Origin of the sequence: Lysobacter sp. K5869 (genome assembly GCF_018847975.1) — a bacterium.
GTDB lineage: Bacteria > Pseudomonadota > Gammaproteobacteria > Xanthomonadales > Xanthomonadaceae > Lysobacter.
This window is the reverse complement of record NZ_CP072597.1, coordinates 1,047,659-1,066,963: the sequence shown is the minus strand read 5'-3', so window position 1 is coordinate 1,066,963 and position 19,305 is coordinate 1,047,659. Positions and strand designations below refer to the sequence as shown.

Below are 19,305 nucleotides of genomic sequence, written 5' to 3'. Positions count from 1 at the left end.
CGGCGCCGGCGGGGGGAGCGTCCGACGCGGGCTCAGACGTCGAGATTGGCCACCTTGAGCGCGTTGTCCTCGATGAACTCGCGCCGCGGTTCCACCACATCGCCCATCAGCGTGCTGAAGATCTGGTCGGCGGCGACCGCGTCCTCGATCCGCACCTGCAGCAGGCGGCGGGTTTCCGGATTCACCGTGGTGTCCCACAGCTGCTCGGGGTTCATTTCGCCCAGGCCCTTGAAGCGCTGGATCTGGCGGCCCTTCTTGGCTTCCTCCATCAGCCAGGCCTGGGCCTGACCGAAGCTGGACACCGCCTGGGTGCGGTTGCCGCGCACGATCTGCGCGCCGTCGCGCACCAGCCCGTGCAGCAGCGCCGCGGCTTCGCGCAGCGCGCGCAGCTCGCCGCTGTCGAAGGACGCCAGCGGCAGCACCTGGGTCAGTTCCTGGCCCATGTGGACGCGCTTGACCAGCAGCGCGGCCTGACGCGTTTCGTTGGCCCGGTGCAGGGTCAGCGAGTAGCGCGGACGGCCGAGGCCGGCTTCGTTGAGGCGCGCTTCCAGCGCGGCGAAGTCCGGCGTCTGGTTGAGCAGGTAGTCGCTGTCGAGGCGGGTGAAATCGATCAGCGCCGACAGCACGTTCGGATCGTAGCGATGCGCGCTGCGGGCGATGGTGTCCTTGGCTTGCGCGTAGGCCAGCAGCAGCTTCTCCAGCGCCGTGCCTTCGATCGGCGGCTCGCCGTCGGCCGGAATCAGGCCGGCGCCTTCGACCGCGTTGCCGGCGAGGTAGGCGTCGAGCGCGGCATCGTCCTTGAGGTAGATCTCGTTCTTGCCCTGCTTGATTTTGTACAGCGGCGGCAAGCCGATGTAGATGTGGCCGCGCTCGATCAGCTCCGGCATCTGCCGGTAGAAGAACGTCAGCAGCAGCGTGCGGATGTGCGAGCCGTCGACGTCGGCGTCGGTCATCAGGATGATGCGGTGGTAACGCAGCTTGTCCGGGTTGTACTCGTCCTTGCCGATGCCGGTGCCCAGCGCGGTGATCAGCGTGCCGACCTCGGCGCTGCCGAGCATGCGGTCGAAGCGCGCGCGCTCGACGTTGAGGATCTTGCCCTTGAGCGGCAGGATCGCCTGGGTCTTGCGGTTGCGGCCTTGCTTGGCCGAGCCGCCCGCGGAGTCGCCCTCGACGATGAACAGTTCGCTGAGCGCCGGATCCTTTTCCTGGCAGTCGGCGAGCTTGCCGGGCAGGCCGGCGATGTCGAGCGCGCCCTTGCGGCGGGTCAGGTCGCGCGCCTTGCGCGCGGCTTCGCGCGCGCGCGCGGCGTCGATGATCTTGCCGGTGATCGCGCGCGCTTCGTTCGGGTGTTCCTGCAGGAACTCTTCCAGGCGCGCGCCGAAGGTGCTTTCCACCACCGGACGCACTTCCGAGCTGACCAGCTTTTCCTTGGTCTGCGAGGAGAAGCTCGGATCGGGCACCTTCACCGACAGCACCGCGATCATGCCTTCGCGCATGTCGTCGCCCGACAGCGCGATCTTCGCCTGCTTGGCGATGCCGCTCTGCTCGATGTAGTTGGTCAGCGTGCGGGTGAGCGCGGCGCGGAAACCGATCAGGTGGGTGCCGCCGTCCTTCTGCGGAATGTTGTTGGTGAAGCAGAACATCGTTTCCTGATAGGAATCGGTCCACTGCAACGCCACTTCCACGGTGATGCCGTTGAGCTCGCCGGACACCGAAATCACGTTCGGATGCAGCGGCGTTTTGACCTGCGCGAGATGCTCGACGAAGGAGCGGATGCCGCCCTCGTACTGGAACACGTCGCGGCGGCCTTCGCCGCGCTCGTCGATCAGGGTGATCTTGACGCCCGAGTTGAGGAACGACAGTTCGCGCAGGCGGCGCGCGAGGATGTCGTAGTGGAACTCGATGTCGGTGAAGATCTCCGCCGCCGGCAGGAAGCGCAGCAAGGTGCCGCGCTTGTCGGAGGCGTCGAGTTGCTTGAGCGGATACACCGGCTCGCCCAGCGCGTATTCCTGCTGGTGGTGGTAGCCGTCGCGCCAGATGTCCAGCCACAGGTGCGAGGACAGCGCGTTGACCACCGACACGCCCACGCCGTGCAGGCCGCCGGAGACTTTGTAGCTGTTGTCGTCGAACTTGCCGCCGGCGTGCAGCACGGTGAGGATCACCTCGGCCGCGGAGACGCCTTCTTCCTTGTGGATGTCCACCGGAATGCCGCGGCCGTTGTCGTAGACCGAGACCGAGCCGTCGGTGAGCAGGGTGACGACGACATCGTCGGCGTGGCCGGCGAGCGCTTCGTCGATCGCGTTGTCGACGACTTCGAACACCATGTGGTGCAGGCCGGTGCCGTCGTGCACGTCGCCGATGTACATGCCGGGCCGCTTGCGCACGGCCTCCAGGCCGCGCAGCACGGTGATCTTGCTGGAGTCGTACGAGGTCGAGGGCGGGGTCGGAACGGTTTCGTCGGTCATTCGCTTCGGGTCGGCTGCAAAGGCTGGCACGGCCGGGCGAAAAGTACGGCGCCCTGCCAGACATTAGCTATTGGGATCCAGCGGAAATTATAGCACCTCGCGCCCCCTGCCCCCTGGGTCCCCAGCCCCGCGCGGGCAGAAGGGCTCTCAGCGCGTCCCAGGCGCCAGCAGCGCTTGCACGTCGACCACCTCGACGTCGTGCATCGGGCGCAGATAGGCCTCCAGATAGGGCTTGTGCGAGGCGCCGACGATGTCGAGCACGCGCGCGCCGGGCCGGTTGCCGAAGGCCTCGCGCAGGTTCGCGGCCATGCGCAGGTTGCGCGCCTCCCACCACGCCACGTACTGGCGGCCGTAGCGCTCGGGCGAGGGCTCGCGGAGGTTGGCGCCGAAGTCGCCGGCGATGGCGGCCTGCTGCGATTCGGGGGCGTTGAGGCGGCGATACAGGCCGAGCAGATCGCCCTGGTCGATGAGCGCCTTTTCGCGCTCGGCGAAGGGGTAGACGAAGCCGGCCCAGACCGCCTTGACCGCTGCTTCGTAGCCCTTGCCGGCGTCGGCGGTGATGCGGTCGGCGTGGTGGTCGTCGACCGCGTAGACCCGCTGCAGGCCCAGGCGCGCGGCCAGGACCGCGCCGATGCGGTAGTTCTCGTTGCGGGCGTCGGTGGCGAGCCGGTCGAGCTGGGCCGCGAGGGCCGCGTCCAGGCCGTCGCCGGCGCGGCGCTCGGCCGGCGGCAGCTGCAGCCATTGGGTCAGCGCCGAGGGCCGGTCGTTGGCGGCCAGCAGCAGGCTGGCGAGCGCGCGGCGCTGGGCGGGAGTCGGGTGGGCCGGCCACTCGGCATAGCGCTGGCGCACGGCGACCACGGCGGCGTGGACGTCCAGGCCGGTGGCCTTGCGCGCGGCTTCGGTGTCGGCGCAGTAGCTCTCGTCGGCGCCGTCGAAGAGCTCGCGGTAGCGGGTCAGGTGGTCGCAATCCTCGCCGGAGACAGCTTCGATGGCGATCACGTCGGGTTTGAAGGCCGCGAGCCGCTCCAGCAGCGGTTCCAAGGCCTTGAGGTCGTAATCCTTCGGCAAGCCGCTCAGATGGGTGCTGCCGAGCACGGCGACTTGGGTGCGGGGGCCGACGGTGCCGCGGCTGAGGGCGGCGAGATCGACCTGGGCGAGGGCAGGCGCGGCTTGGGCGACGAAGCACAGGCCGAGCAGAGCGGAGAGCATGCGGTTCAAGCGGTCGTCCCTGAGGTGGTTCGTCTCAAAGGGATGCGCGGGGAGGTCGGCGGGTTTAGAGGCGGGTTCGGCAGTGTGTTCCACGTGGAACACGTGCGTGGAGCCGACGTTCGCAAGTTCCACGCTGGCGGAGGCCGGTTCCACGCCAGCCGTGAATCATTCCGGCTTCAAGGTTCCATGTTCCACGTGGAACCGAGCGATCTCGACCTGCATCTCGGCCAGCGCGGGCGGCGCCTCCGTCCCGGTGATGAAAACCTGGGCCCGGCTGGCGATCAGCCGCTCCAAGACCCGGCGCTGATGCTTGCGATCCAGCTCGGAGGCCAGATCGTCCAACGCGATCACCGGCCATTCGCCCTGGATTTGGGCGTGTTGCTCGGCCTGGGCCAGCAACGCGACCAGGGCGACCAGCTTCGCCTGCCCGCGCGACAAGGCCTCGCGCCCCGGAATCCCGCCGTAGCCGATCCGCCAATCCGCGCGATGCGGGCCGACCGAGGTAAAGCCTTGCTGCTGATCGCGCTCGCGGGCCAGCAGCAGAGCATCGGCCAGCGGAAACTCGTCGCGGCGCCAGCCGGGGACGTAATCGAGGCGGATCGCCCCCAATCCGGGCGCCAGTTCGGTCGCGAAGGCGGCGAATCGGGGTTGGAGCTCGTCCAGATACTGCTGGCGACGGCGGCTCAACGGTTCGCCGGCCTCGGACAACTCCCGATCCCAGGCATCGAGCTGCCCGTCGCGGGCGCGAGCCTTGAGCAGGGCATTGCGCTGCTTGAGCGCCCGCGTGTAACGCCGCCACAGCGGAGTGAAGTCTGGTTCCACGTGGAACAAACCCCAATCGAGGTAACGACGGCGGATTTCGCCCGGCCCGGTAATCAGGGAATGGCTGCCGGGCTCGAAACTCACGACGGCCAGCGCGGCGCAGAGTTCGCCGAGCTGGGACACCGAGGCCCCGTCGAGCCGGCCGACCCAATCCTGGCCGCTGTGGCGCAGTCCGGCCTTGCGGCGTTGATCGCGGCGGGCTTCCTGCCATTCGACGAACACCTCCAAGGCCGGATCGCCAGCCCGGATCAGCCCGTCCCGAACCCGGCCGCGGAAGCTGCGGCCGTACGCCATCAGATGCAGGGCTTCGAGCAGGCTGGTCTTGCCCGCACCATTTTCGCCGGTGATCAGGTTGATCCCGGGCGCCGGCAACAGGCTTACGTCGGCGAAGCGGCGCAGGCCGCGGGCGTCCAGGCGGGTTACGTGCATGGGGAAATGATCGCAGATTGGGCTGAGGCGGGGCAGGAGCGGCGCTCGGGCTGCCGGGTAGGAGCGGCGTGAGCCGCGATAAAACGAAGCGATGTACGAAAGCGGGGCTAACCGAGGCCGAAACGCGTCGATGCGGGGCTTTTCGCTTGCAGAACAGCCACTTCGGCCGGTTCTCGGAGGTCAACCGCTTCGGTTTATCGCGGCTTACGCCGCTCCTACAGGGGGCTCAGGAACCTTGCGCAGGAGCTGGTCGGAACGCGGAAGCCCAAAACGAACACGCCCGGCAGAAGCCGGGCGTGTGTTTTGTTCCACGTGGAACCGAAGCGAACCGGGCGTGGATCAGAGCCGCAGCGGCATCACCACATGGCGGCAACGCTCGTTCGAGGCCTCGCGCACCAGCGCCGACGAGTTGGCGTCGCGCAGCGCCAGCACCACGTGCTCGTCGCGCAGCGCGGTCAGGGCGTCCAGCAGGTAGTTGACGTTGAAGCCCACGGCCAGGTCGTCGACCTTGGTGTCGGCTTCGACTTCTTCCTGCGCTTCTTCCTGTTCCGGGTTGTGCGCGCTGATCTTGAGCTGGCCCGGCGAGACTTCGATGCGCACGCCGCGGTACTTCTCGTTCGACAAAATCGCCGCGCGCTGCAGCGACGCGCGCAGGATTTCGCGCTCGATCCGCACTTCGCGGTCGGCGCCGATCGGAATCACGGCTTCGTAATCGGGGAAACGGCCGTCGATGAGCTTGCTGGTGAAGGTCACATCGTCGCGCTTGATGCGGATGTGGCCGCGGCCCATTTCCAGCTCGACCTCGCGATCGCCGCCTTCGAGCAAACGCTGCAGTTCCTGCACGCCCTTGCGCGGCACGATGATCTGGCGCTTGGTCTGCGCGCCGCCTTCGAACGGCGCTTCGCACAAGGCCAAACGGTGGCCGTCGGTGGCGACGCAGCGCAGGCTGGTTTCGCGCAGATCGAACAGCAGACCGTTGAGGTAATAGCGCACGTCCTGCTGCGCCATTGCGAACGCGGTGCGTTCGATCAGCTCCTTGAGCGCGGCTTCTGGAACGCGCACGCGTTCGGTGGCTTCGACTTCGTCGATCGACGGGAAGTCGTTGGCCGGCAGGCTCGACAAGGTGAAGCGCGAACGGCCGGCCTGCACGGTGATCTTCTCGGCGGCCTGGCTCACGGTGACCTTGCTGCCGTCGGGCAGGGCGCGAACGATTTCGAACAGCTTGCGCGCCGGAATCGTGGTTTCGCCGTCTTTCGCGTCGTCGACGTTGACCCGGGAAATCATTTCGACTTCCAGATCGGTGCCGGTCAGCGACAACTGGCCGTCCTTGACCTGCACCAGCAGGTTGGCGAGGACCGGCAAGGTCTGCCGGCGTTCGACGACATTGACCACTTGGGCCAACGGCTTGAGAAAAACTTCGCGTTGCAGGCTGAAACGCATGCGGACCCCTTGGCCGGTCGGTGGGCGCAAGCCCAATTACAAAAGAGATGTATAAATCAAAAGCTTAGTGGCGGTGGAGCGGCGAAAAACGGTTGAAAACCGACTTAAGCCTTTGATTTACAACTATTTTTCGGTACTTCAAAAGCGGGTAGAACTGGCCCTGGAGGACCGGTAGATCCTGTGGATAACTGCGGCGCGGTCGCGCGGCGTCAACTTTATCCACAGCTTGTACGAATCTAGTCCCCCAACTTATGCCTTTCGTATCAGCAACTTAGCCATTACCTTGTGTCCACCGGCGACGAAGTGTCCAAGCGGACCCCGAGACGCCGGAGCCAATGGACTTCCGCCATCGCGAGCCGCGCGAGCGTCTGGCCTGCCGGTTCCGCTGGATGAGCGACACCGCCAACGCCGAAACCCCCGCCCGGCCTCGATGCTGCGGTCCTGCGATCTCTACGGATGAGCGCGGACGGCCGCGGGCCGACCGGAAGGCCGCGCCGCTGCGTCGCGCTCGTCGTCGTGGAGTCCGGCTAGGCGCCGCCCAACGCAAACGAGGCGCTGGCCCCTGGGCTGAGCGGAAATTCGCGGCCGGTTCGCCGGCCAGAAAGCCGGACGTGCGGCGCCAGCGTTGGCGCGGGCCGCGCGACGCGGCCGGCAGCGCGATGTCGGGATCGCGCCGTCGGCGCTGCCGCGCATCCCAGGCCGAGGCCGGCGCCCGTCGATCGGGCGCCGCGGATCACTCGCTGAGCTTGCGGATCAGCTTGTCCCAGTCTTCCCGCAGCTTGCCGTCGGTTTCCATGAGGGTGCGGATCTGACGGCAGGCGTGCAGAACGGTCGTGTGGTCGCGACCGGCGAAGGCATCGCCGATCTCCGGCAGCGAGTGTTCGGTCAGTTCCTTGGTCAGCGCCATAGCCACCTGGCGCGGACGGGCGAGCGAACGCGTGCGCCGTTTCGACAACAAGTCCTTGATCTGGAGGCCGTAGTAGTCTGCCACGGTCTTTTGGATGTTGGGGATGCCGATCGCCTGCTGCTGGGCGCGCAGCAGGTCGCGCAGGGTCTCCTGGGCGAACTCGGCGGTGATCGCGCGGCCGGTGAAGTTGGCGCGGGCGGTCAGGGTGTTGAGCGCGCCTTCCAGGTCGCGCACGTTCGAGCGCATCTTCTTGGCCAGCAGGAAGGCGACTTCCTCGGGGATCGCGGCGCCGCGTTCCTTGGCCTTGGAGATCACGATCTGGGCGCGGGTCTCGAAGTCCGGCGGCTCGATCGCCACCGACAGGCCCCAGGCCAGGCGCGACTTGAGCCGCGGCTCCAGGCCTTCGACTTCGCGCGGGTAGCGGTCGCAGGTCAGGATGATCTGCTGCTTGCCGTCGAACAGCGCATTGAAGGTGTGGAAGAACTCTTCCTGGGTGCGGTCCTTGCCGGCGAAGAACTGGATGTCGTCGATCAGCAGCGCGTCGACGCGCTGGAACTGGCGCTTGAACGCATCCATGGTCTTGTCCTGCAGCGCTTTCATCATCGCGCTGAAGAACTGTTCCGAACGCAGGTACATCACCCGCATCGCCGGATTGGCGTCGCGCATGGCGTTGCCGGCGGCGAACATAAGGTGGGTCTTGCCGAGGCCGGTGCCTCCGTACAGCAGCAGCGGATTGTGCGCGCGCTCGCCCGGCTTCTGCGCGGCCTGCCACGCGGCGGCGCGGCCGAGCTGGTTGCTGCGGCCTTCGACGAAATTATCGAAGGTGTAATGCGTATCGAGATTGCCTTGGAACGGTTCGACCGGCGCGGTCACCGCGGCCGGCGTTTGCCGCACCACGCTCGCCACCGGTTCCAGCGGCAACGGCTGGGTGCTGGCCGGCGAGCGCGGCAGCGAGCCGACTTCCAGGCTGACGTCTTCGCTGCCGGCGAAGTACGAAAGCAATTCGCGGATGCGCGAGAGATAGCGCTCGCGCACATGCTCGACCACGAACGCGTTGGGCGCGTAGAGCACGGTCTTGCTGTCGCGCTGCGCGGCTTGCAGCGGCTTCAACCAGGTATGCACGTCCTCGACCGGGAACTCGGCTTCAAGGCGTTCGAGGCAGCGGGGCCAGGCTTCCATCTGTAGCGTGTCTTCTTTTATGCGTGATGCTGCGCGATGCGGTCGGCCGCGGCGGCGACAGCGCCGGCGACGGACGAAAGCGGCCCAACGCACGATGCGCACATCGCGACGCAGGAAGCCGGGGGGTCGGTCAGACTACCACCGAGGCCGGGTTCGGAACAGGACTAATCCACAGGTTCATGCACAGCTCGTACACAGGCTGTCCCCGGCCGCTTCGGTGGCGTCCGTCGCGGATCGGGAATCCCAATCGGGACAAAGGCTTGACCCTGACTCGGGTGCGCCGCTAGAATCGGCGGTCCACTTTCGTCGTTATCTTTGCGAGCCTGTCATGGCCACCAAGCGCACCTACCAGCCCAGCAACCTCAAGCGCAAGCGCGACCACGGTTTCCGTGCCCGCATGAAGACCGCCGATGGTCGCAAGATCCTCGCCCGTCGTCGTGCCAAGGGCCGCAAGCGCCTGACCGCCTAAGCGTTGCCGGCCGCCCTGCCGCGATCGCTGTTGGCCGCTTCCGGCCCAACCAGTCCGATCCGGCGCCGCGCGGCCGACCGCCTGCAATGAATTCGTCCCGCTTCCCGCGCACCGCGCGGGTACGCGCGCGTTCCGATTTCGACCGCATCTTCAAGCATGGACGGCGCGTGGCGCTGCCCGTGCTCGCTTTGCATGTCCAGGCCGATCCGAACGTGCCCGCGCGCCTGGGCCTGGCGGTGTCGCGCAAGGTCGATCCGAACGCGGTCGGCCGCAACCGGATCAAGCGCATCTTCCGCGACGCCTTCCGCCACCTGCGCGCCGAGCTCGCGCCGGGCGATTATGTGCTGGTCGCGCGGCCCGGCGCGTCCAAGCTGTCCGGCCCGGAACTCCGCGCCGCGTTCGAGAGTCTGCTCAAGCGCGCCGGCGCGCGTAGCGCTCTCGCATTGCCCGAGACTGCGGCCCCCGGCACAATGCCGGCCGCTTCCCCTTCTCACCCCACGCCGGACCCCGGTCCCGGCTGAGCCCGCCTGCTGCCCATGAACCAGACCCGTGCTTTCCTGATCCTCGCCTGGCTGATGGTGGCGACCCTGCTGTGGATGGAATGGGGCAAGGAGAAGTCGGCGCCGCCGGCTCCGCCGCCGGGCGCGGTCGCGCCGGTCAGCACCGTGCCCAGCGCCGCGGGCCTCGCCGCCCAGCCCGGCGTGCCGGGCGCGCCCACCGCGCCGCCCGCCGCGGGCGCCACCCCGGTCGCCGGCGCCGCGCCGGCCACCGACGCGCCGGTGACGATCAGCACCGACGTGTTCAAGGTGATCCTGCGCGGCGGCGAAGTCAGCGAAGCCGACCTGCTGCGCTACCCGGTCGGCACCGAGCCGAACAGCCCGCCGATGCGCCTGCTGGCGCACGACTCGACCTTGTACTTCGTCGCCCAGAGCGGCTGGGTCAGCCAGGGCGGCATCGCCCCGACCCACGAAAGCGGCTTCCGCTACGCCGGCGATTCGCGCGAGCTCAAGCTCGCCGACGGCGCCAAGGACATCGCGGTGCCGTTCGTGTGGACCGGCGCCAACGGCGTGACCATCACCCGCACCTACACCTTCCGTCGCGGCGACTACGTCATCAAGGTCCGCGACGACGTCAGCAACGCCGGCGCCGCGCCGTGGCAGGGCTTCGTCTACCGCCAGCTCAGCCGGGTGCCGCGCGAGCTCGCGCGCAAGGGCCCCTTCAGCCCCGAGCAGTACAGCTTCCAGGGCGCGGCGTGGTACAGCCCGACCGATAAGTACGAGAAGCGCAAGTTCGACAAGTTCGCCTCCGACGGCAACCTCAACAAGCAGGTCTCCGGCGGTTGGATCGCGATGCTGCAGCACCACTTCTTCGCCGCCTGGATTCCGGGCGACAAGGACCAGGGCCAGTTCTCGCTCGAGCAGCTCAACGCCGGCGGCGCGCCGCAGTACCTGATCCGCGACCTCGGCCCGGGCGTCAACGTCGCGCCCGGCCAGAAGGCCAGCACCGAAGCGCGCCTGTGGGTCGGCCCGAAGCTGGTCAAGGCGATCGAAGCGCAGAAGGTGCAGGGTCTGGACCGCGCGGTCGACTTCAGCAGCTACTCGATCTTCGCCACCCTCGCCAACGGCCTGTTCTGGCTGCTCGACAAGCTGCACGGCCTGTTCGGCAACTGGGGCTGGGCGATCATCGGCCTGGTAGTGCTGCTGAAGCTGGCGCTGTATCCGCTGTCGGCGGCGCAGTACAAGTCGCAGGCGAAGATGCGCAAGTTCCAGCCGCGCGTCGCCCAGCTCAAGGAGCGTTACGGCGACGACAAGCAGAAGTTCCAGATGGCGCTGATGGAGCTGTACAAGAAGGAGAAGATCAACCCGGTCGGCGGCTGTCTGCCGCTGCTGCCGAGCATCATCATCTTCATGACGCTCTATTGGATGCTGGCCGAGTCGGTGGAACTGCGCCACGCGCCGTGGATGCTGTGGATCCACGACCTGACCTCGCGCGATCCGTTCTTCGTGCTGCCGCTGTGCAACATCGCGATCATGTGGGCGACGCAGAAGCTGACCCCGATGACCGGCATGGACCCGGCGCAGCAGAAGATGATGCAGTTCATGCCGCTGATGTTCGGCGCGATCCTGGCGTTCCTGCCGGCGGGTCTGGTGCTGTACCAAGTCGCCAACGGCGGTTTGGGTCTGCTGCAGCAGTGGGCGACGACCAAGCGCTACGCGGAAGACAACGCGGGCGGTAGCGGCGGCGGAAAGGACAAGGACAAGAGCTGATCGCTCGTTCTTGAGCGAACGGATCGAAGCGAAGCCCGCCGTATGGCGGGCTTCGTGTTTTTGGGGATAAGTCGGTGGGGAGCGCGTCGGCGGGTCGTTAGCTGGACGCGTTGCTGCAGGCCGGCGTTCTGACGGTTCCACGCAACGACGCGGTCCTCACGACAGCTGCAGAAACTCCCAAGTCGTCATCCCCCGCAGGCGGGGACCCAAAGACTTCAGCGTCGTGCCTCGGTAAAACCCTGGATCCCCGCTTTCGCGGAGATGACGGTAGGTAGCGGCCGCCGCGGCTTGTAGGCTCTTCCTCGCTCCTCGCTCCTCGCTCCTCGCTCCTCGCTCCTCGCTCCTCGCTCCTCGCTCCTCGCTCCTCGCTCCTCGTCCTAGGTCCGATCCGAGTCCGAAATCCCATTCCCCAGTTCCCTGCTCCACCCCGAGTTATCCCCAGCCTCGCCACCCACTATCATTCGCCCATGACCGCCGCCTCTCCCGCCCGCGACACCATCGCCGCCGTCGCCACCGCGCCCGGCGCGGGCGGCGTCGGCATCGTGCGTTTGTCCGGCCGCCACGCGCGCGGGATCGCGCAGGCGATGACCGGCCGCGAACTGCAGCCGCGCCATGCCCATTACGTGCGCTTCCGCGACGCCGACGGCGAAACGCTCGACGACGGCATCGCGCTCTACTTCGCCGCGCCGGCCAGCTACACCGGCGAAGACGTGGCCGAGTTGCAGGCGCACGGCGGCCCGGCGTTGCTGGAAGAACTGCTCGCGCGCGCCTGCGCGCTCGGCGCGCGCCGCGCGCGGCCGGGCGAGTTCAGCGAACGCGCGTTTCTCGAAGGCCGGCTCGATCTCGCTCAAGCCGAAGCCGTCGCCGATCTGATCGCCGCCGCCGATGCGCGCGCGGCGCGGGCGGCGCGGCGCGCGCTCGACGGCGAGTTCTCGCGCAGGGTCGACGCGCTGGCCGGCGACTTGCTCGCGGTGCGCGTGCACATCGAAGCCGCGATCGATTTCGCCGACGAACCCATCGACACGCTCGGCGGCGCCGCGTTGCGCGCGCGCTTGAGCGACACCGCGCAAGCCTTGCAAGCGCTGCTGGCCGCGGCCGAACGCGGCCGCCGCCTGCGCGACGGATTGCACGCGGTGATCGTCGGCCCGCCCAACGCGGGCAAGAGTTCGTTGCTGAACGCCTTGGCCGGCAGCGAACGCGCCATCGTCACCGACATCGCGGGCACCACCCGCGATCTACTGCACGAGACCATCAAACTCGACGGCGTCGAACTGACCTTGGTCGACACCGCCGGCCTGCGCGACGGCGGCGACGCGATCGAGCGCGAAGGCATGCGCCGCGCGCGCGGCGAACTCGACCGCGCCGATCTGGCCATCGTCGTGCTCGACGCGCGCAATCCGCACGGCGGCCTCGCCGCGGTCGCCGATGCGATCGAAGCGGTGCCGGCGCGGTTGTTCGTCTACAACAAGATCGACTTGCTCGAATCCGATCACGACTCGCCGGGCCCGGCGGACGTCGGCGGCGAAGATCGCGTGTTCGTATCCGCGCACACGGGCGCGGGCTTGCAGCTCATGCACGCGCGTTTGCGCGCGCTGGCGCAGGGCGATGCGGCGGATGCGGGCGAAGGCGCGTTCACGGCGCGCGCGCGGCACGTCGATGCGTTGCGGCGCGCGGATGCAGAATTGAGCGAGGCGCGGGCGCAGCTCGATTATGAAATGCTGGATCTGGCCGCCGAGGCGTTGCGGCAGGCGCACGATGCGCTGGGTGAAATCACCGGGCGCGTGCGCGCCGACGATTTGCTGGGGCATATCTTTTCGAGTTTTTGCATCGGGAAGTGACGCGGCCGATGTCGCGACGATGTCGCCTGTAGGAGCGGCGTGAGCCGCGATCGATCCTTCAAGGTTACGTCGTAAGCGTGGTATCGCGGTCGCGACTCGCGTCGCTCCTACAGCCGCTGCGTTGCAGCGACCTAGCTACCTGTAGGAGCGACGCAAGTCGCGACCGCGAGACTTCGGCAACGACGCAAGCGCGATGCCGAGGTCGCGGCTCACGCCGCTCCTACACCCATCACGCCGCGCGCGGGTAGTCGGTATACCCCTGCGCACCGCCACCGAAATACCGCGAGCGATCGCCGTCGTTCAACGGCACATCGTGCTGCAGCCGATGCGGCAGATCGGGGTTGGCGATGAACGGCCGGCCGAAGCCGATCAAATCGGCCCAGCCCTTCGCCAATGCCTCCTCGGCCCGCGCCTTGGTGTACTTGCCCGAATAAATCAGGGTGCCGCGATAGATCATGCGCAGCGCTTCGCGGAACGCGTCGGGCATGCCGGGCGCGTCGTCCCAATCGGCTTCGGCGATGTGCAGGTAGGCGACGCCGATCTCGTCGAGCAGCTTCGCCGCGGCCAGATAAGTCGCCTGCGGCGTGTCGTCGACCGCGCCTTGCATCGTGGTCAGCGGCGCCAGACGCACGCCGACGCGTTCGGCGCCGATGGCGTCGCTGACCGCTTGCGCGACTTCGCGCAGGAAGCGCAACCGGTTCGGCAGCGAGCCGCCGTATTCGTCGTCGCGCGCGTTGGCTTGCGAATCGATGAACTGATTGATGAGGTAACCGTTGGCGCCGTGCAGTTCGATGCCGTCGAACCCGGCGGCGACGGCGTTGCGCGCGGCTTGGGCGTAGTCGGCGACGATGGCGGGAATCTCGTCGGCGCGCAGCGCGCGCGGCGCGGAGTGCTGGACCATTTCGCCGACGCCGGCCTCGGGGCCGCGGCCTTCGGTATCGACGAAGACCTTGACGCCTTCGGCGACCAGCGCCGACGACGACACCGGCGCGGCGCCGTTTTCCTGCAAGGCGACGTGCGAGACGCGGCCGACATGCCACAGCTGGGCGAAGATGCGGCCGCCCGCGGCGTGCACGGCCTCGGTGACGCGGCGCCAGCCGGCGATTTGTTCGAGGGTGTAGAGGCCGGGCGTCCAGGCGTAGCCCTGGCCTTGGCGGCTGATTTGCGTGCCTTCGCTGACGATCAGGCCGGCGCTGGCGCGCTGGGCGTAGTACTGCGCCATCAGTTCGGTGGCGACGTCGCCGCGGCCGGCGCGCGAGCGGGTCATCGGCGGCATGACGATGCGGTTGGGCAGGTCGAGGCCGCTGAGGCGGTAGGGCGTGAACAGCATGGGGGGATCTCGCGGGAGTTGGGGATGACGTGGGGGCGGCGGCGATGGGGCGCAGGCCGGATCGCGTCGATGCTGTGTTCTGTGGATAAGCTTGCGGGGCGAGCGGGTGGGAGGGCGGTCGCGGCTCGCGCCGCTCCTACCGTCGCTGCGTTGCGACGACGCCAAGATCGCGAGGAACTCCGCGATCGACCTGTAGGAGCGGCGCAAGCCGCGACCGCGACAATTCAACGCCGCCGCATCAATCCCAAACCGGCGCCAACCCCTGCGGATCGGTCAACCGCTCGCCGCGATCCAACCCGACGATGCGCTGCATGTCCTCGTCGTCCAACCGCAGCGAAACCGCCAGCAAATTGCCGGCCAAATTCTCGCGCTTGGTCGAAGACGGAATCACCGCATACCCCGACTGCATCGCCCAGGCCAAGGCCACCTGCGCCGGCGTCGCGCGATGCTTCGCCGCGATCGCCGCCAGCGTCGGATCGCTCAGCACCTTGCCGTAAGCCAGCGTCATGTACGAGGTCAGCCCGATGCCCGCTTCGCGCGCGAACTGCGCGAGCGTGCGGTTCTGCAAGTACGGATGCAGCTCCACCTGATTGGTGGCGATCTGATCGGCGCCGACCGCGGCGATCGCGCGCCGCATCAGCTCGATGTTGAAGTTGGACACGCCGATCGCGCGGGTCAGGCCTTCGCGCTTGGCTTGCAGCAACGCACTCATGAATTCGTCCACCGGCACCGCGTCGTTCGGCGAAGGCCAATGGATCAAGGTCAGATCGACGTAATCGGTGCGCAGCTTGGACAGGCTCTCGCGCAGGCTCGGGATCAAGCGTTCGCGCGAGAGGTTGTCGATCCAGATCTTGGTGGTGAGGAACACTTGATCGCGGGCCACGCCGCTGTCGGCGACGGCTTGGCCGACCTCGGCTTCGTTGCCGTAGATCTGCGCGGTGTCGACGGCGCGGTAGCCGAGCTCGAGGCCGGTGCGCACCGAATCGACGACGGTTTGGCCCTTGAGGCGGAAAGTGCCGAGGCCGAAAGCGGGAACGTTCATGGGGATATCTCCAGACAACACGAGGGAAGGAAGTAACAGTGGCGAATCAGTGCGCGGCGACCGCGAGGCCGTCGGCGCGGTCGGCGATGCCGTCGCGGCGATCCAGACGGCCGCTCAGCGCGGTCAAACCGAACGCGGCGAACACCACCAGCGCGGCGATCCACGGCGTGTGCGCCAAGCCGAGATGAGCCACGACCTGGCCGCCGGCCCAGGCGCCGCCGGCGACGCCGAGGTTGAACGCGGCGATGTTGAAGCCGGCCGCGGTATCGACCGCTTGCGGCGCGTAACGCTGCGCCTGCTTGACCACGTACACCTGGAGGCCGGGCACGTTGCCGAATGCGACGGCGCCCCAGGCCAAGGCGGTCAATACCACCAGCCACGGGTGGTGCGCGGTGAAGGTCAGCGCCAGCAGCACGACGGCGAGCAGGGCGAAGATGGTCTTGAGCGCTTTGACCGGGCCGTGGCGGTCGGCGAGGCGGCCGCCCCAGACGTTGCCGACCGCGACCGACACGCCGTAGGCGAGCAACACCGCGCCGACCATGTTCGGGCCGAAGCCGGCGATGTCCTGCAGGATCGGCGCGAGGAAAGTGAAGGCGATCAGCGAGCCGCCGTAGCCGACCGCGGTCATCGCGTAGACCAGCAGCAGGCGCGGTTGCAGCAGCAGCGCGGCTTGCTGGCGCAGCGGCGCGGGCGCGCTGTGGGCGATGCGCTTGGGCACGAACAGCGCGCTGCCGATCAGCGCGATCAAACCGAACGCGGCGACCGCGAGGAAGGTCGCGCGCCAGCCGAAGTGCTGGCCGAGGAAGGTGCCCAGCGGGATGCCGGTGACGAAGGCGACGGTCATGCCGCTGAACATCGTGGCGATGGCGCTGGCGGCTTTTTCCTTCGGCACCAGACTGGTGGCGATGATCGAACCGACCGAGAAGAACACGCCGTGGGCGAGACCGGTGAGCACGCGCGCGACGATCAGCGTGGCGTAGCCGGGCGCGAGCCAGGCGACCACGTTGCCGGCGGTGAACAAGGCCATCAGCCCGACCAGCAGCGCCTTGCGCGGCACCCGGCCGGTCAGCGCGGTCAGCAGCGGCGCGCCGATGGCGACGGCCAGCGCGTACAGGCTGACCAGCAGGCCGGCCGAGGGCAGGTCGACGCCGAGGTCGGCGGCGAGGGTGGGGATCAGGCCGACGATGACGAACTCGGTGGTGCCGATGGCGAAGGCGCCGAGGGTCAGGGCCAACAGAGCGAGGGGCATGGCGGGCATCCGGGGAATCGAGCGATTCGGGATGCGCAGTGTCGGCGCCCGGCCTTTGCCGAAAAACGGGGTTTCTACCGAATTACATTTGACTGTAAGTCAAATATAGCGGCGCTGAGAGTTGTGGATAAGCAGGGTATAGCCGCCGGATAAGAACCCGGAAAACTATGCCGGACAAGGCGATACAGGCCATGTGGCTTATCCACAACCGGCTTATCCACAAGCCGGACCTGCCCGCGGCCGCCACGAGCCCCGGCGCGGCCGGGGCTGTGGATAAACCGCCCTTGTGGATAACTCAGCGGTTCCCGCCGAACACCGCCAGCAGCACCAGCAGCGCGATCGCCGCCGCCAGCGCGGCGAAGAAGATCTTGACCCAGCTGTAGGGCCGCTCGCCGGCCAGCGCGCCGGTGTAGCCGTTGGCCAGCACCTGGAAGCTGCGCGAGCCGTAGGTGTAGCTGACCAGCCACACCGGCACCAGCACGTGCTTGAAGGTGCGGCCGCTGAAATCGGCGTCGACCTGCAGGTTGCGCTGGGTGTCGCCGGGCACCTCGGCCGAGCACAGGCTGCGGGTCTGGTCTTGCATCTGCGCCTGCCCGATCTGCGCGGCTTGGCGCAGATCGACCTGATAGCGCTCCACCACCCAGCCGCGCACGAACTCGGGCGAATACGGCTTGAGGTCGGTGGTGGTCGGAAAGCGGCCGATCTTGTCGAGCAGATCGGAATGCACGCCGACCGTGCCGGGCACCAGCTCGTCGTCGAAGAAATGCCGCAGCGAGCCCGAGGCCGATTCCCAGCGCACCTTGCGCACTTCGCGGGTCTTGCGCTCGCCGTTCTCGGTGTAGCTCTCGGTGTCGTAGTAGTAGTAGCCGGCCTCGGCGGTCCAGCGCGCGGCGACGTGCGCGTCGAAGGTCCAGTACGGCAGGTACACGCCCTTGAGCGTGTCGGTCAGCGCTGCGCGCTTGAGCCGGTTCGGCGCGAACCAGCGGGTGCCGTACCACTTGCGGATCGCGTCGCGCACTTGGCCGTCGCTGATCTTGAACGGCAGCAGGCTTTGCGGGGTGATCGCGTCGCCCAGCGATTGATGGTCGATGATCGACGGCGAACCGCAGAACTCGCAGCGCTGCGCGACCTTGCCGTCGACGAACACCGAAATCGCCTTGCAGCTTTGGCATTGCACCTCGCGCGGCGCGCCGTCGCCGGCGTAGCCGCGCTGGTCGCTGGGGTGTTCGGACAGCGCGCGCGCCAGATCCAGTTCCTGCACCACTTGCAGGCCCTGCGCTTCCTGCGCCGGCGACCACGGCACCACGGTGCCGCAGTACGGGCAGGCCAGCGCCTGCTTGGACGCATTCCATTGCAAATCCCCGCCGCACTCCGGGCAGGGATGTTTTCCGACGGTGGCGTTGTCCATCAGCCGCGCAGGAATTCTTCGAGCGCGCTCTTGGCGATGCGGGTGGCGTTGCCGATCTTGCGCGCCTTCAGATCGCCGGCGGCGATCGCGGCCATCACGTCCTCGACCGACACGCCGAGCGCGGTGGCCGCTTGTTCCGGCGTGAGCACCTCAAGCCCGGCGGCGGGCGCGGCCTCGGCCGCCGGCGCCGCGGCCGGGGCGTTGCCCTGCGGCGCGCCCTGCATGCCGCGCATCATTTCTTGGGCGATGCCGAAACCCACCGCCATTTGCGCCGGCACCGCGGCCGAGGCGTCGCCGCCCTGGCCCATCGCGCTGCCCATCTGGAATTTGACGTAGTCGTTGAGGTTGCCGACCGCGCTCATGCTCGAACGCGCGTCGATGGCCTTCTCCACTTCCGGGGGCACCGACACGTTCTCCAGCACGAACGAGGTGATCTCGATACCGTACTTGGAGGTCATCGCCGGGTTGATGACCGGCAGCAGCGCTTCGCCCAGTTCGGTGTAGCGCGAGGCCACGTCCAGCGCCGGCACCTTGGCGGTGGCGAGCGCTTCGGTGAACACGCTGACGATGCGCGAACGCATGGTGTCGGCGAATTCGTCGAGGCGGAAATTCTGGTCGGTGCCGGCCACTTCCTTGAGGAACCGGGGCGGATCGACGATGCGGAAATCGTAGGTGCCGAACGCGCGCAGGCGGACCACGCCGAAGTCGGCGTCGCGCATCATCACCGGGTTGGCCGTGCCCCACTTGTTGCCGGTAAACAAGCGCGTGTTGAGGAAGTAGACGTCGCACTTGAACGGCGACTCGAAGCCGTATTTCCAGCCCAGGATGGTCGACAGGACCGGAATGTTCTCGGTCTTGAGCGTGTGCTTGCCGGGGCCGAACAGGTCGGCGTACTGGCCGGCGGCGACGAACTGGACCTGCTGCGATTCGCGCACGATCAACTGGGCGCCGTTCTTGATCTCCTTGTCGTCGTCGGGGAAACGGTAGGAGAGGGTGTCGCGCGAGTCATCGGTCCACTCGATGATCTCCAGCAGCTCGCCCTTGATGAAACCCAGAATGCTCATGTCGCCGCTCCGCTTCCTGCCAGTGGTGCGGCGATTCTAGAGCAGGGCGGCGACGGTTCCGCCAGCGGGGCCGGCAGGGGGCGGGTTTCCGTTCGCCGGCGCACGGTCGGCCGGCGGCGCGGTCCGACGGCACGCCGGAACTGTGGCGACGGTCGCGTGCCCGCCTGCGAACCGACACACCCGGTAT

The 19,305-nt window shown here is 67.9% G+C and carries 14 protein-coding genes; 4 read left to right on the top strand and 10 right to left on the bottom strand.

Annotated features, from left to right (window positions below; all coding sequences use genetic code 11):
* Positions 1-32 precede the first annotated feature (32 nt).
* The 5 genes from gyrB to dnaA all read right to left on the bottom strand — a co-directional run bounded on the left by gyrB (position 33) and on the right by dnaA (position 8,451).
* Positions 33-2,465, bottom strand: a complete 2,433-nt coding sequence (gyrB, locus tag J5226_RS04580; protein ID WP_215838681.1) for a DNA topoisomerase (ATP-hydrolyzing) subunit B — start codon at positions 2,463-2,465, stop codon at positions 33-35.
* A 147-nt stretch (positions 2,466-2,612) separates the two neighbouring features.
* Positions 2,613-3,674, bottom strand: coding sequence for a DUF5694 domain-containing protein (locus J5226_RS04575; protein ID WP_215840316.1), 1,062 nt, complete (start codon positions 3,672-3,674; stop codon positions 2,613-2,615).
* Positions 3,675-3,839: 165 nt separating this feature from the next.
* On the bottom strand, positions 3,840-4,925 hold the full coding sequence (gene recF / locus J5226_RS04570; protein WP_215838680.1) for a DNA replication/repair protein RecF: 1,086 nt from the start codon (positions 4,923-4,925) through the stop codon (positions 3,840-3,842).
* 339 nt (positions 4,926-5,264) lie between these two features.
* The gene (dnaN, locus tag J5226_RS04565) at positions 5,265-6,365 is read right to left on the bottom strand and encodes a DNA polymerase III subunit beta (RefSeq protein ID WP_215838679.1); all 1,101 of its coding nucleotides are present in this window, start codon (positions 6,363-6,365) and stop codon (positions 5,265-5,267) included.
* Positions 6,366-7,098: 733 nt separating this feature from the next.
* Complete coding sequence (gene dnaA, locus J5226_RS04560) at positions 7,099-8,451, bottom strand: chromosomal replication initiator protein DnaA (protein WP_215838678.1); 1,353 nt, start codon at positions 8,449-8,451, stop codon at positions 7,099-7,101.
* Positions 8,452-8,779: 328 nt separating this feature from the next.
* On the opposite strand from dnaA, the gene rpmH reads away from it, so the two are divergent.
* The 4 genes from rpmH (at position 8,780) to mnmE (ending at position 13,025) form a co-directional block, all read left to right on the top strand.
* A complete protein-coding gene (gene rpmH / locus J5226_RS04555; RefSeq protein WP_013536759.1) occupies positions 8,780-8,920 on the top strand; it encodes a 50S ribosomal protein L34 in 141 nt (46 codons plus the stop codon).
* Between the two features lie 86 nt (positions 8,921-9,006).
* The gene (rnpA, locus tag J5226_RS04550; protein ID WP_215838677.1) at positions 9,007-9,441 is read left to right on the top strand and encodes a ribonuclease P protein component; all 435 of its coding nucleotides are present in this window, start codon (positions 9,007-9,009) and stop codon (positions 9,439-9,441) included.
* Positions 9,442-9,456: 15 nt separating this feature from the next.
* A complete protein-coding gene (yidC, locus tag J5226_RS04545; protein ID WP_215838676.1) occupies positions 9,457-11,187 on the top strand; it encodes a membrane protein insertase YidC in 1,731 nt (576 codons plus the stop codon).
* A 467-nt stretch (positions 11,188-11,654) separates the two neighbouring features.
* The gene (gene mnmE, locus J5226_RS04540; RefSeq protein ID WP_215838675.1) at positions 11,655-13,025 is read left to right on the top strand and encodes a tRNA uridine-5-carboxymethylaminomethyl(34) synthesis GTPase MnmE; all 1,371 of its coding nucleotides are present in this window, start codon (positions 11,655-11,657) and stop codon (positions 13,023-13,025) included.
* A gap of 229 nt (positions 13,026-13,254) precedes the next feature.
* Here the strand turns inward: mnmE and J5226_RS04535 are convergent, their stop codons facing one another.
* The 5 genes from J5226_RS04535 to J5226_RS04515 all read right to left on the bottom strand — a co-directional run bounded on the left by J5226_RS04535 (position 13,255) and on the right by J5226_RS04515 (position 19,118).
* On the bottom strand, positions 13,255-14,355 hold the full coding sequence (locus J5226_RS04535; protein ID WP_215838674.1) for an alkene reductase: 1,101 nt from the start codon (positions 14,353-14,355) through the stop codon (positions 13,255-13,257).
* A 238-nt stretch (positions 14,356-14,593) separates the two neighbouring features.
* Positions 14,594-15,397, bottom strand: a complete 804-nt coding sequence (gene dkgB / locus J5226_RS04530) for a 2,5-didehydrogluconate reductase DkgB (RefSeq protein WP_215838673.1) — start codon at positions 15,395-15,397, stop codon at positions 14,594-14,596.
* A gap of 46 nt (positions 15,398-15,443) precedes the next feature.
* Positions 15,444-16,646: an MFS transporter gene (locus J5226_RS04525; protein WP_215838672.1), complete on the bottom strand. Its 1,203-nt coding sequence runs from the start codon at positions 16,644-16,646 to the stop codon at positions 15,444-15,446.
* Between the two features lie 295 nt (positions 16,647-16,941).
* The gene (locus J5226_RS04520; RefSeq protein WP_215838671.1) at positions 16,942-18,054 is read right to left on the bottom strand and encodes a zinc ribbon domain-containing protein; all 1,113 of its coding nucleotides are present in this window, start codon (positions 18,052-18,054) and stop codon (positions 16,942-16,944) included.
* The gene (locus J5226_RS04515) at positions 18,054-19,118 is read right to left on the bottom strand and encodes an SPFH and helix-turn-helix domain-containing protein (protein ID WP_215838670.1); all 1,065 of its coding nucleotides are present in this window, start codon (positions 19,116-19,118) and stop codon (positions 18,054-18,056) included. The genes J5226_RS04520 and J5226_RS04515 overlap by 1 nt, the downstream gene beginning before the upstream one ends.
* Positions 19,119-19,305: the final 187 nt, after the last annotated feature.

Excerpts from the sequence above, each read along its gene's own strand:
- gyrB (WP_215838681.1), bottom strand. The coding sequence starts at position 2,465 with ATGACCGACGAAACCGTTCCGACCCCGCCCTCGACCTCGTACGACTCC.
- J5226_RS04575 (WP_215840316.1), bottom strand. The coding sequence starts at position 3,674 with ATGCTCTCCGCTCTGCTCGGCCTGTGCTTCGTCGCCCAAGCCGCGCCT.
- recF (WP_215838680.1), bottom strand. The coding sequence starts at position 4,925 with ATGCACGTAACCCGCCTGGACGCCCGCGGCCTGCGCCGCTTCGCCGAC.
- dnaN (WP_215838679.1), bottom strand. The coding sequence starts at position 6,365 with ATGCGTTTCAGCCTGCAACGCGAAGTTTTTCTCAAGCCGTTGGCCCAA.
- dnaA (WP_215838678.1), bottom strand. The coding sequence starts at position 8,451 with ATGGAAGCCTGGCCCCGCTGCCTCGAACGCCTTGAAGCCGAGTTCCCG.
- rpmH (WP_013536759.1), top strand. The coding sequence starts at position 8,780 with ATGGCCACCAAGCGCACCTACCAGCCCAGCAACCTCAAGCGCAAGCGC.
- rnpA (WP_215838677.1), top strand. The coding sequence starts at position 9,007 with ATGAATTCGTCCCGCTTCCCGCGCACCGCGCGGGTACGCGCGCGTTCC.
- yidC (WP_215838676.1), top strand. The coding sequence starts at position 9,457 with ATGAACCAGACCCGTGCTTTCCTGATCCTCGCCTGGCTGATGGTGGCG.
- mnmE (WP_215838675.1), top strand. The coding sequence starts at position 11,655 with ATGACCGCCGCCTCTCCCGCCCGCGACACCATCGCCGCCGTCGCCACC.
- J5226_RS04535 (WP_215838674.1), bottom strand. The coding sequence starts at position 14,355 with ATGCTGTTCACGCCCTACCGCCTCAGCGGCCTCGACCTGCCCAACCGC.
- dkgB (WP_215838673.1), bottom strand. The coding sequence starts at position 15,397 with ATGAACGTTCCCGCTTTCGGCCTCGGCACTTTCCGCCTCAAGGGCCAA.
- J5226_RS04525 (WP_215838672.1), bottom strand. The coding sequence starts at position 16,646 with ATGCCCCTCGCTCTGTTGGCCCTGACCCTCGGCGCCTTCGCCATCGGC.
- J5226_RS04520 (WP_215838671.1), bottom strand. The coding sequence starts at position 18,054 with ATGGACAACGCCACCGTCGGAAAACATCCCTGCCCGGAGTGCGGCGGG.
- J5226_RS04515 (WP_215838670.1), bottom strand. The coding sequence starts at position 19,118 with ATGAGCATTCTGGGTTTCATCAAGGGCGAGCTGCTGGAGATCATCGAG.